9 protein-coding genes are annotated in these 11,859 nt (G+C 68.6%); 8 read left to right on the top strand and 1 reads right to left on the bottom strand.

Annotated elements, in window-relative coordinates:
* Positions 1-250: 250 nt before the first annotated feature.
* The 4 genes from IGS68_RS31580 (at position 251) to IGS68_RS31565 (ending at position 5,095) form a co-directional block, all read left to right on the top strand.
* Positions 251-1,267: a LysR family transcriptional regulator gene (locus IGS68_RS31580; protein WP_201082295.1), complete on the top strand. Its 1,017-nt coding sequence runs from the start codon at positions 251-253 to the stop codon at positions 1,265-1,267.
* A 106-nt stretch (positions 1,268-1,373) separates the two neighbouring features.
* Positions 1,374-1,640 carry an RNA polymerase sigma factor gene (locus IGS68_RS31575; protein WP_201082294.1) on the top strand — a complete coding sequence of 89 codons (267 nt, stop codon included), beginning with the start codon at positions 1,374-1,376 and terminating at the stop codon, positions 1,638-1,640.
* A gap of 94 nt (positions 1,641-1,734) precedes the next feature.
* Entirely contained in the window at positions 1,735-2,691 is a 957-nt protein-coding gene (locus tag IGS68_RS31570) for a PfkB family carbohydrate kinase (RefSeq protein ID WP_201082293.1), read from the top strand.
* 7 nt (positions 2,692-2,698) lie between these two features.
* Entirely contained in the window at positions 2,699-5,095 is a 2,397-nt protein-coding gene (locus IGS68_RS31565) for a glycoside hydrolase family 65 protein (protein WP_201082292.1), read from the top strand.
* A gap of 231 nt (positions 5,096-5,326) precedes the next feature.
* On the opposite strand, the gene IGS68_RS31560 is transcribed toward IGS68_RS31565, so the two are convergent.
* Positions 5,327-5,503 (bottom strand): hypothetical protein, encoded by a 177-nt coding sequence (locus IGS68_RS31560; RefSeq protein ID WP_201082290.1) that lies wholly within the window; start codon positions 5,501-5,503, stop codon positions 5,327-5,329.
* A gap of 383 nt (positions 5,504-5,886) precedes the next feature.
* On the opposite strand from IGS68_RS31560, the gene IGS68_RS31555 reads away from it, so the two are divergent.
* From IGS68_RS31555 to IGS68_RS31540, 4 genes are all read left to right on the top strand, one after another.
* Entirely contained in the window at positions 5,887-6,576 is a 690-nt protein-coding gene (locus tag IGS68_RS31555) for a DUF2306 domain-containing protein (protein WP_201082288.1), read from the top strand.
* 130 nt (positions 6,577-6,706) lie between these two features.
* On the top strand, positions 6,707-8,488 hold the full coding sequence (locus IGS68_RS31550; protein WP_201082286.1) for an L-lactate permease: 1,782 nt from the start codon (positions 6,707-6,709) through the stop codon (positions 8,486-8,488).
* 564 nt (positions 8,489-9,052) lie between these two features.
* Entirely contained in the window at positions 9,053-10,615 is a 1,563-nt protein-coding gene (locus IGS68_RS31545) for a hypothetical protein (RefSeq protein ID WP_201082284.1), read from the top strand.
* Positions 10,612-11,739 (top strand): glycosyltransferase family 87 protein, encoded by a 1,128-nt coding sequence (locus IGS68_RS31540; protein WP_201082282.1) that lies wholly within the window; start codon positions 10,612-10,614, stop codon positions 11,737-11,739. The genes IGS68_RS31545 and IGS68_RS31540 overlap by 4 nt, the downstream gene beginning before the upstream one ends.
* Positions 11,740-11,859: the final 120 nt, after the last annotated feature.

Genomic DNA, 11,859 nt, shown 5'->3' with positions numbered 1-11,859 from the left:
TCCCCGTCCCTTCGTTGCCGATTTCGCTGCCCGTAGACTTCCCGCATCGAATGGCCGGAGGCAAACGACGAGTATTCAGCACCTCGCTGCACGGAATTCACGACCCTGGGAGTGCAGGAACGGACTTTGTCGGTCTCCCGCACCTGCAAATCCATCGGCCCGGCGGCGATTCCGGGATATCGGCGACGCCGGCCGAGCACGACACCGCCATCGTCGGGTAGGATGGGGAACGCATCCCGGGCATCGGACCATGAAGGACATCGATCTCTCGCGAGCCGACCTCAACCTCCTCGTGCTGTTCGAGGCGGTGTTGCAGGAGGGGCATGTCGGCCGTGCCGCGGAGAGGCTGAGTCTCTCCCCTTCGGCGGTCAGCCATGGGCTCGGGCGCCTGCGGCGGATGCTCCAGGACCCGGTCTTCCTGAGGACGCCGCGGGGGGTGGTGCCGACCGCCCGCGCGCTGGAACTGGCCTTGCCCATCGCGGAGGTCCTATCGGGCGTCCGGCGGGTGATGGCGGCGGCGGAGCGGTTCGACCCGGCCCGCTCCAGGCGGCGCTTCACGATCGGCGCGCCGGACGGGGTCTCCGCGGTGCTCCTGGTCCCGATCCTCGCCGCGCTCGGCCGCGAGGGCCCGGGAATCGACCTCGATTTGCGGCAGCTCCTCCCCAAGCCCGGCACCGTGGACCCCCGGCGCGCGTGGCAGGCCGTGCTGGACGATCTGGAGGTCCGCGCCATCGACCTCGCCATCGTCCCTCTGGACGAGATCCCCCAGCGCTTCGCGGCACAAACACTCTACGAGGAGGACTTCGTGGTCGCGGCGCGGGCCGGCCATCCTTTCTCCGCCGACCCCAGCCTCGAACTCTACTGCGAGATGCGGCACCTGGTCGTCTCCCTGACGGGCGACGCGCACGGGATATTCGACGAGGCGCTCGCCGCGGTCGGGCGTTCGAGGCGGGTCGCGGTGACCGTGCCGAACTTCATGCAGGCCCTCGCGCTCCTGGCCGGGACCGACTTGCTGGCGGCCTTGCCGAGGCACCTGGTGGAGATGCATGCCGAGCGTTTCGGCCTCATCTGCGTCGAGGCGCCGCTCCCGGGACCGGCCACCAGGATCCAGGCCGTCGCGACCCGGGCCGCCATGATGGACCCGGGAGTGGCGTGGCTCTTCCGGGTTGTCGGCCAAGCGGGTCCCGACGACGTGCCACCCCGTTCTTTCGGCATGTCCGGCACGCGACCGGACGAACCCTGCACCGGGCCGCTTAAGTCGGAATAGAGAGGTCTCGAACCCGGAAACTTGACCTGCATCATGTCGAAAATCCGGTCGGGGGCGTAGCCTTCTCCTGCCCTCGATCAGAGAGCGGCATGCGAGAGTAGAAGAAATGAAGACCTCGTATCTGCCTTCGACCCTGGCGCAGGTGCGCCGAGAGGTCGAGGCCCTGCCGGCAGAGGGGCGATCGGCGCTCATGCTGGTATGCGTGCAGGGACTGAGCTATCAGGAGGCCGCACGACAACTCGATATCCCGCTCCAAGCCGTCAGGAAACATCTGCTGGGAGCCCGTCTGGCGCTCCTGCGCAAGCTGGACCAGCCCGCCGCCCGGCGGCTCGACCGCATCGCGCACGCCGAGGTCCATGCCCCGACATCCTGAAAGGGCCACCGTGACATCGGGCTTGCCTGGATGTTGTCTTGACCTTTAAGGAGGCGATCGCGCAGCGACGCTCCCCAGCGACGGAGATCAGGCCTTGCACGAACCGGTGCTTCTTTCGCTCGGCAGCATCAACGCCGATTTCGAGGTGCGCGTCGACGAGCCCCTGGCGGAGGGGCTCACCCTGATGGCCCATGACTTCGCCCGCGTCGGCGGCGGAAAGGCTGCCAACGTGGCGCTGCTGGCCCGCAGGCTCGGGCACCGGGCGGTCCTGATCGGCCGGGTCGGCGACGACGATCTGCGGGAGCAGGCCCTCGCGCCGCTCCGGCGGGCCGGCATCGACCTGCGCCACGTCTCGACCGCCCCGCGGACCGCCACCGCCGTTTCCATGATCACCGTCCCGCCGGACGGCAAGAAGAGCATCGTGCTCGCCCCCAACGCCAACGATCGCTGGGACGACGCCGCGGTCAGGGACGCGGTCGGCGCGATCGCCGCTGCTCCGGAAGGATCGGTGCTGGCCGTCGACTACGAGGTTCCCGCGGATGTCGTCAGGGCCGCGACGGAGGCGGCGGCGTCGCGCGGCCTGCGGATCGTGCTCGACCCATCCAGCGCCGACCGGGTCGAGGCGGACGTCCTGGGGCGCGTCTTCGCCATCGCGCCCAACGCCAAGGAGGCGGAGCAATTGACCGGCATCGCGGTGGACGGCAGCGATGCCGCGCGGCGGGCGGCATCCCGCCTGGCGGACAGGGGCATCGCGATGGTCTGCGTCAAGATGGCGGACGGGGGCTGCGTCCTGGCCCATGGGCGGCAATTCACGCTGGTCCCGGCGGTCGACATGGACGTCGTCGACAGCACGGGGGCGGGCGATGCCTTTACCGGCGGCCTCGCCGTCGCCCTGCTCGAGAACAGGAACCCGGTGGAAGCGGCCTGCATGGCGGTCGCGGCCTCCGGGCTGGCAGTGACGGGCTACCGCTCCCAGGAATCCTATCCCGACAGGCAGAGACTGGATCGCCTGCTGCCCAAGATCGCCGACAGAGTGCAGGCCTGTGCCTGAGCCTGAGATGAGCGAGGTGCCGCACCTTGTCTGCACTTTCGACGCCTATTCGGCGGAGGACGAGCGTCGGCGTGAATCACTGCTTCTGCTCGGCAACGGTGTCCTCAGCGTCAGGGGCGCCACGACCAGCGCGACCGGCGGGGAGTCGCATTATCCCGGAACCTACCACGGAGGAACCTACAACCGGCTCGGCGACACCATAGAGGGCGAGGCGGTCGAGAACGAGTCCCTGGTGAACCTGCCCAATTGGCTGCCCCTCGAATTCCGGACCGACCGCGCCGAGGGCTGGTGCGGGATCGAGAGCGCGGAGATCCTGGACTATCGCCATTCCCTCGATGCCGCGGAAGCGATCACGCTGCGCGAGGCGACGCTCCGGTCCGCGGGAGTGCGCTTCCGTCTGCGCGAACGTCGGCTGGTCAGCATGTGCCAGCCCAATGTCGCCGCCCTGCAGGTCGAGCTGACGCCGCTCGACTGGTCCGGCCGGATCGAGATCAGGTCCCTGATCGACGGAGCGGTCGAGAACGCCGGCGTGGCCCGGCACCGCCACTACGACGGCCGCCATCTGCTGATCAGGCGGCTGGAGGAGGTCGGACCCGGCATCCTTCTGGTCGGGGCCGAGACGAACCAGTCGCACGTCCGGATCGGCGTGGCCGCCCGGACCCGGGTGAGCGGCGTCACGGTCGAGGAAACCGCGGTGCGCAGGAGCGATGCCGCGATCGCGCAGCATGTCTTCTGCCGCGCCGAGGCCGGCCGCTCGATCCTGATCGAGAAGGCGGCTGTGATCCTGACGTCCCGGGATCCCGCGATCTCGGAGCCGGACGAGGCGGCATGCGGCCTCATCGCCGAGCTTCCCGACTTCGACGGCCTGCTCGACGCGCACCGGAGCGCCTGGCGGCGGATCTGGAAAGGCTGCCGGATCAGGACGGAGCGCGAGGATCTCGGGAACGCCCTCGAGTTCCATGCGTCCTACCTGTTCCAGAACACATCGCCGCATACCGCCTCGTACGACACCGGCATCCCGTCCCGCGGCTGGCAGGAGGGCTACCACGGCCACATCTTCTGGGACTCGGTCTTCTCGTCGGAGGTGCTGGCGACCCGGCTACCCGATGTCGCGCGATCGCTGCTGGTCTACCGGTACAGGCGGCTCGACGCCGCGCGGAAGGCGGCCAGGCTGTGCGGGCTGCGGGGTGCCATGTATCCCTGGCGCAGTGCTGCGGACGGCAGGGAGGTGACGCCGCGCCTCCAGTACAATCCGCTCTCCGGGCGCTGGATGCGGGACCACACCTATCGGCAGCGCCATGTCGGATCGGTGATCGCCTATCAGGCTTGGCGCTACTTCCACGCGACCGGCGACCGGGAGTTCCTGAGCAGCTACGGCGCCACGATGATCCTGGAGATCGCCCGCTTCTGGGCCAGCCTGGCACGGGCCGGAGGGTCCGGCCGCTATGAGATCCACGGCGTGATCGGACCGGACGAGTACCACACGCTCGACCCTGCGACCGGTGAGCCGGGTCTCCGCAACAACACCTTCACCAACGTGATGGCCGCCTGGACGCTGGCCCGCGCCGCCGAGGTCCTCCGGCTCCTGCCCGACCGGCGCGCCGGCGAGATCCTGGAGAGCCTGGGTCTCGGGCGGGAGGATTTCGCGCGCTGGGACGATATCACCCGGAACATGCGCCTCGTCATCCACGACGACGGCGTCATCGGGCAGTTCGAGGGATTCGACCAGTTGATCGAGGTCGACCTGGACAGCTTCAGGGAGGAACTGGAGGGCCGGCGGACCGACTGGGCGCTCGAGGCCCGCGGCGACGACGTCAATCGATACCAGGTGGTCAAGCAGGCCGACACGATGATGCTGCTCTACCTGCTGTCGGAACGAGAGCTGGCGGACATCGCCGGGCGCTGCGGCTACCGGATCACGCCGGAGCAGCTGTGCAGGACGGGCGATTATTACCTGAAGCGCACCACCCATGAATCCAGCCTGTCGGACCTGGTCTATGCCGGCGCGCTGTCTCGCCTGGAGCCGGCCAGGGCGGGGACCCTGTACTGGGGCGCCCTCCGCCCCGACGGCGAGACGGGGCATTCCGGCACGGACGAGGGCGTCCATCTCGGCGCGATGGCCGCCACCATCGACGTCGTCCAGCGGCATTTCGCGGGAATGACGCCGCGTCTCGACGGGATCGAATTCGATCCGGCCCCGCCGGACGATCTCGGCTGGATCGCGTTCGAGTTCGCCTACCGGTCCGGCGCCTACGAGATCAGGCTGGATTCCGAATGGCTGGAACTCGCGTCCGATCCCGGCAACCCGTCGCCGATCCAGGTGTCATGCCGGGGAAGGTGCGAATGCCTGGCTCCCGGCTCGACGCTCAGGCTGCCGGTCTCCGGGCAGGCATCGTCACGGTGACCGGTCCGGCACGAGCCCGGACACCCGTCACACGCTTCCGGAAACGAGTGCGTCAAGTTCTGCAAATTTGTCCCTGGCAGTGCGGCGAGTGGAACGGCAGCCTGTGTGAACCGCACGCTGACCGGCAGCTTCAACCAGCCGTTTCGGTACAGACCGCGCCGAGTTCAACGGCGGCTCCCTTCCCGAGGGACCGGAAGAGCGACATGGCGGAGCCGGCTGGCGAGGACGCCTTCAGGAAAGGATCGCGAGCAGGAACGCCAACACCACGAATCCGACCAGCCCGACGATGAAGATCCACCGGCGCGCCGGCGTGTTGAGAACGATCTGCCCTTGTCGTGCGTCGTCCCCGGATACCGTGGTTGGCTGGTCCTGGCGATGGTTTTGATCTGATCGAGCGTTCTGCGGCACGACCTTCTCCTTTCCGATGGTTCTTTTCAGGTTGCCCGGATGCGCTCACCGGTTACTGCCGATCCGGCCACGCCGGGTGCGCGCCCCTCGTTCGCAGGCACTATCCAAGATAACTGGCCGACCGCGGCGGGGTTCCCCGCGCGGTCGGCCGCCTCGACCGGGAGTTCAGTGGCCTGTCGAGCTCGATGGCGGGGAAACGCCGTTTCACGTATCGTTGCCGGAAGCAGCAGGTAGCTGACGCTGAATGCCAGGAAAGATCCGGCGGCGAGAACCGGATAAATGATATTACCATGAAGAGTTGATTTCGCCACGTGACGGGGCAGGGCAGGGATGCAGGACACCGCGGATGTCCCCGCAGTCCTGCGGCATCGCGAGGATCGCATATGGCCACTTCATCCCCGGACCACGCCACGGACCCGGCACCGGCGCGGCGCGGATCGGTCCGGATCGCGTGGGCCGTCATGGCACTCATGTCCGTCCTGGTCGCGTCGGTGTCCTCTCGCTATGTCCTCGGGATCGGCACCGTCCCGGGGATCGTCGCGGCCAACCGATTCTTCGACCCTTGGCTCGCGCTGCATGCCGCTGCGGCCGCGTCAGCCCTGTTGGTGGGACCGTTCCAGTTCCTGGCCTCCATCCGGGCGCGCTATCCCGGCCTCCATCGCTGGGCCGGCCGCGTCTATGTCGCCGCCTGCCTGACCGGCGGGGTCGCTGGAATTTGGCTGGCGATCGGTGTTTCCACCGGAGCCGTCGCCCGCTACGGGTTCCTCGCTCTGGCGATCATCTGGCTGGTCTCGACCGCCCTGGCGCTGCGGGCGGTCTTGAAACGGGACTTCGCCGGGCACCGCCGATGGATGATCCGGTCGTTCGCCCTGACCCTGGCCGCCGTCACGCTTCGCATCTACCTGCCGACGGCATTGTTCGCGGGGATCGATCCCACGGCCGCCTATCCGGCCATCGCGTGGCTTTGCTGGGTGCCGAACCTCGCAGCGGCGGAACTCTATCTTTCCCTGATCAGCGGCAGACATGGATCACCGCGTCGATCGGCTATTTCCATAACTAATATTATCACATAAACGGTATCCTCTTGGCCCCGTCCCGCTGCATCCGTGTTTCCCCATCCGGCTACTGACCTGCCCTGCCGCGGTCCCATATAGTGCCGGCGCGCGAGAACGACGATAAAGCCGAGGAAACACCGGAGTCTACATGCCTCAAAGTCTGCAATTTCTCCTAGCATTGATGCCGATCTGCATCGTGTTCGTCCTGCTGGTCGCCCTTCGCCGGTCGGCCAAGCTGACCATGGCGGTCGCCTATGCCGCCACCGCCCTGATCGCCCTCGCCCTGTGGGGCACCCCGATCGAGAAGGTCATGGGTGCGTCGGTCAACGGCCTGGTGACGGCGATCAACGTCCTCTACATCGTGTTCGGGGCTATCCTGCTGCTGTACACGCTCGAGGAGAGCGGGGCCATCGCCCGGATCCGGCAGGGTTTCACCTCGATCTCACCCGACCGGCGCGTGCAGGCGATCCTGATCGCCTGGCTGTTCGGATCGCTGGTGGAGGGCGCCTCTGGCTTCGGCACGCCGGCGGCGATCGCGGCGCCGCTGCTGGTCGCCATCGGTTTCCCGGCCATGGCGGCGGTGCTGGCGGCCCTGATCATCCAGAGCACGCCGGTCTCGTTCGGCGCGGTCGGGACGCCGATCCTGCTGGGCGTCAGCACCGGCCTCGCCAACCAGGAGATCGTCAACACCACCATCGCGCCGATGGCCTTCGGCGACTATCTGGTCCACATCGCCGTCAACGTCGCGATGGTCCATGCGCTGGTCGGCTTCCTGATCCCGCTGATCATGGTCTCGATGATCACCCGGTTCTTCGGACCGAGACGCTCCTTCGCCGAGGGGTTCGCCGCCTGGAAGTTCGCGCTGTTCGCCGGCATCGCCTTCACCCTGCCCTACTATCTCGTCGCGGCCGCGTTCGGGCCGGAGTTCCCGTCGCTGATCGGCGCCATGATCGGGCTCGGGATCGTCATCCCCGCTGCCCGGCGCGGGTTGTTCCTGCCGCGCGAGGTCTTCGATTTCGGGCCGCGGAAGAACTGGGAGGCCCGCTGGATCGGCACCCTGGAGCAGTCCCAGCAGGCGGTCGAGCATGAGCAGCCCATGTCGCTGCTGAAGGCCTGGACGCCTTACCTGCTGGTGGCCGCGCTGCTGATCGCAACGCGCGTGATCGATCCCCTGAAGGCGTTCCTCACCTCTCCCGAGATGACGCTGAGTTGGGCCAACATGTTCGGGTCCGGCATCTCGGCCTCGTCCCAGCCGCTCTACCTGCCGGGAACGGTGTTCGTCCTGGTGTCTCTGTTCGCCTATTTCTTCCAGGGCATGGGCAAGGACGGAAGCTACCGCGCCGTCTGGTCGCTGTCGGGCAGCACGATGATCAAGGCGGCGCCGGCCCTGCTGCTCGCCGTGCCGATGGTGCAGGTCTTCATCAATTCCGCGTCGCCCGAACATGCCAGCATGCCGCTGGTGCTGGCCGGCGGCGTGTCGGCCGTGTCGGGCGAGTTCTGGCCCCTGGTCTCTCCGATCGTGGGCGCGCTCGGCGCCTTCATCGCCGGATCGAACACGGTCAGCAACATGATGTTCTCGCTGTTCCAGTTCTCCACGGCGGTCAATATCGGGCTGGCGTCCGGAGGCGCCGCACTCGTGGTGACCCTGCAGGCCGTCGGCGGTGCCGCCGGCAACATGATCTGCGTGCATAACGTGGTGGCGGCGTCGGCGACCGTTGGTCTGGTCAACCGCGAGGGCGACCTGATCCGGATGGCGCTGCTGCCGATGACCTACTACGTGGTCCAGGCCGGCCTGATCGGAATGGCGCTGATCGCAGGCGGCCTGAATCTCTGGTGGGCCGGCGCGGTCGTGTGGCCGGTCGCCTGCCTGCTGGCCATGCGCAGCCTGGGCAGCGGCAAGCCCGCCGCCGTGGCTCCCGGCGTCAGGTAACGGGCGTCGCCCCGGTCCGCCAACCCCGGAACCGGGTTCCGGTCCGGGTGCCGGTCAGCTCGGCCGGCACCCGGAATCGGAGTGGCGACGATCCGGCGCCGATGCGGCGATTTTTCCAATCCTGTAAAAAATTCGGAACTTCCGCTCCCGCCGGACTGTCTTTCCAGTCTGCAGGCCGGCGGCCATGCCGATCCGTCCGGATACGGCTTGGCCTTCCGTCCGGCCTTTCATCCTGCCGAATAACAAGAAGCGCGCATTGGACTTTCACGGAAACGGCACCGCCGGGCACGGCGCGGTGACCATTCACCTGTATTCCGCCTTCGCTGCATCGAGGAGTTCACAATGCATAACCGGGATCGCGACGCGCGGATGTCCATCCTCCCCGACCCCGGCCCCGCCGGCTCCCCCGTTGCGGCCCCGGCACCGTGATCCGCCAGACCCGCGTCCCACGCAGTCCCGTGCGGTGACGTCCCAGCAGCCCACGGAGGGCAGGTGACCGACCAAGCCCACGGAGCGGGATCGTGCCCGCATGGACTCTCCAGGAGGACGGGCGGAGCTCTGGCGATGCTCGCCTTCGTCCTCATCGGCCTTGCGGCACTGCCCTTGCTGACGGCCGACACGCCGCCGATCTTCGACTATCCGAGCCATTTGGCGCGGGTCCATATCCTGGCCCACCTGGACGCCGTCCCGGCCTTCGCGTCCAACTTCACGGCGGACAGCCTGCTGTTGCCCAACGTCCTCTCGGACCTCGTGCTTCTGGCCCTCGCGCCGGCGCTCGGGATCGAATTGGCGGGCAAGGTGCTGCTTGGCCTGTTGCTGGTCCTGACCGTCACCGGTACCCTGGCGCTCGGTTCCGCGGCGACGGGCCGCCCCTCGGTCTGGCCGCTTCTGGCAGCGGCCCTGGCCTGGAACGAGGTGATGCTCTGGGGCTTCCTGAACTACATGCTGGGCGTGGGGCTGCTGTTATGGGGGCTGGCGGCGTGGCTGTATCTCGGACGCCGGTCGCGCGGCGGCCAGCTCGCGGCGGGCGCCGCCTTCGCCGTCGTGCTGCTTCTGGCGCACATGGTGGCATTCGGCCTCTTCGCCGTCGGGATCGCGGCCCTTGAGCTGGGCCATGCCTGGACGGCGCGCCCCCGCGCGCTACGGTCGGCAGCACGCCGGCTCGCGGCGTCGGCCGCCATCTTCGTTCCCGCCCTCGCGCTCTACCTGGCCGCAAGCCCGGCGAACGGGCTGCCGCTGGAGCTTCGGTTCGACTTCACCGCCTGGCAGAAGCTGTCGCCCTTCACGCGCCTGCTCTCCACCGGCAACACGGTCCTGGACACCACGACCCTGGTGGCGGCTTGCGTCGCGATCCTGGTCCTGCTGGCGAGCCGCCGCGTCACCCTGCACCGGGGCCTGGCTGGACTGGCGGCGATCTATACCCTGCTGGTCTTGACGCTCCCCTACTCCGCCATGGGATCCTACTTCCTCGACTCGCGGATAGCTCTTCCCGCCGCGCTGCTCCTGGCGGCAGCCCTGGCGCCCGCCCGGCCCGCTCCCAGGTCCGCCATGATCTTCGCCCTCGGACTGGTCCTGGCGGTAGGCGCGCGCGGCGCGCTGATGGCTCAGGACTGGGCCCGCCAGGATCGCGGCTTCGCCGCCGTCAGACAGTCCCTGGAAGAGTTGCCGGCCGGCGCGATCCTGGTCCCGGCCGAGGCGGCCCCGTTCGAGCTGGGCGACTGGTTCACGACCCGGCACGTGCGGCCCGCCCACGAGCACACGGCGGCCTATGCGGCCCTGCAGCGGAACTCCGTCGTCGTGAACATCTTCGCCCGGGAAGGCCAGAACCCGCTGATCTTCACCCCGGCCGACCGGGCGCTGCTGGATCTCGCCGTCAACCCGATCGCCCGGGTCGGAACCGCGGACCGGCTGGCTTCGCTCGTCGACCGGGTGGACGCCGTGACGAGGAGGAGCGACGCCACCGACGTCTACATCATCGTTTTCAACCGGGGCTGCGCCGGATGGCCCGACGGGCTTCCGGTCCACGCCGTGGCCTGCGGGGCGGACCATGCGCTCATGCGCCTGCTGCCGCCGGGGGAGCGCGCGCCCGGCACCGAGGAACTCGAGACGGTAAGGAGCAGCTCATGACGTCGCCGCGCGGGAGAACGGACAAGCCGGCCCATGCCGTTCCCACGGCCCTGCTGGCGGCCGCCCTGACGGCGCTGATCGTGTGGCAGCTCCAGCGGTCGCTGCCGGGATCCCTGCTGTGGGACTTCGGCTCCTTCATGGGGGCGGGACGGGCCGCGGCGGAGGGGCTCGATCCCTACGGCATCTATCCCGGGCTGACGTTCCGCGTCGAACTGCCCGGATTCGAAAGCTGGAACCAGAACCTCAACCCGCCGGTCTCGCTGCTTCTGTTCCAGCCGCTCTCATATCTCGACCCGGCGGAAGCGTTCCGGCTCTGGTGGGCGGTCACGGCGGTGGCATACGCCGCCCTGGTCTCCCTGCTGGTCCGCCGTTACCGGCCCGAGGCTCCGCTGGTACCCGCACTGGCGGCATGGGCTGCGGCAGGCTTCTGGGACACGCTGGTGCTGGGGCAGATCTATGTGCCCCTGGCACTCGCCGCCGCCGGTGCCTGGCTGCTCCTGGAACGCGGCCGGCTGCTGGCGGCGGGGCTGCTGATCGGGGTGGTCGTCGCGGTCAAGCCGAACTTCCTGGTCTGGCCCGGCCTGCTGCTTCTGGCGGGATACCCGCGGGTCGCCTTCGCCGCCGCCGGCTGCGCGGCCGTGCTGAGTCTCGCACCGGCGGCGCTGTACGGGCCCGGAGTCTACCGGCTCTGGCTCGACGTGTTGTCGCAGGACGCGCAGCGCGGCGTCTTCCTGACCAATACATCGCTGCCCGGACTGTTCCTAAGGTTCGGATACGGCACTGCCGGCCTGGCGGCGAGCCTCGTCCTGCTCGCCGGTCTCGCCTTCTGGGCACGCCGGTACCGGCCGGATCCCCTGCGGGCCAGCGCTCTCGGCCTGCTGGGCGCCCTGCTCGCCTCGCCGCTGGCCTGGATCCATTACACCCTGTTCCTGCTTCCGCTGTTCTTAAGGCCTCCGCTGACCCCGGCGCTGGCGGTGGCGGCCTGCCTGCTGGTCATTCCGGTGCCGGTCCTGCTCGACCGGTTCATGTCCGCTCCGGGATGGCAGCAGGCCACCATCGGATCGGTCTATGCCTGGGCCCTTCTGCTCCTGATGGCGGACCAGTGGCGGCAGGACCGGAGATGACGCGGGGGCCTCGCCGTTGCCGGCCGTCGCAATCCTGCCGGCGGATCGTTCATGGGGAAAAAAAGACGGCCACCCCGAGGGGTGGCCTTGAGTCTAGGGAGGAAACGCCCAAAGAGGCGT

Source organism: Skermanella sp. TT6 (assembly GCF_016653635.2).
GTDB classification, from domain to species: Bacteria; Pseudomonadota; Alphaproteobacteria; order Azospirillales; family Azospirillaceae; genus Skermanella; species Skermanella cutis.
The sequence above is the reverse complement of the archived record's forward strand: the minus strand, read 5'-3'. Positions and strand labels throughout refer to the sequence as shown.

Coding starts and splice junctions, on each gene's coding strand:
- IGS68_RS31550 (WP_201082286.1), top strand. CDS start 6,707: ATGCCTCAAAGTCTGCAATTTCTCCTAGCATTGATGCCGATCTGCATC.
- IGS68_RS31565 (WP_201082292.1), top strand. CDS start 2,699: ATGAGCGAGGTGCCGCACCTTGTCTGCACTTTCGACGCCTATTCGGCG.
- IGS68_RS31580 (WP_201082295.1), top strand. CDS start 251: ATGAAGGACATCGATCTCTCGCGAGCCGACCTCAACCTCCTCGTGCTG.
- IGS68_RS31545 (WP_201082284.1), top strand. CDS start 9,053: ATGCTCGCCTTCGTCCTCATCGGCCTTGCGGCACTGCCCTTGCTGACG.
- IGS68_RS31540 (WP_201082282.1), top strand. CDS start 10,612: ATGACGTCGCCGCGCGGGAGAACGGACAAGCCGGCCCATGCCGTTCCC.
- IGS68_RS31575 (WP_201082294.1), top strand. CDS start 1,374: ATGAAGACCTCGTATCTGCCTTCGACCCTGGCGCAGGTGCGCCGAGAG.
- IGS68_RS31555 (WP_201082288.1), top strand. CDS start 5,887: ATGGCCACTTCATCCCCGGACCACGCCACGGACCCGGCACCGGCGCGG.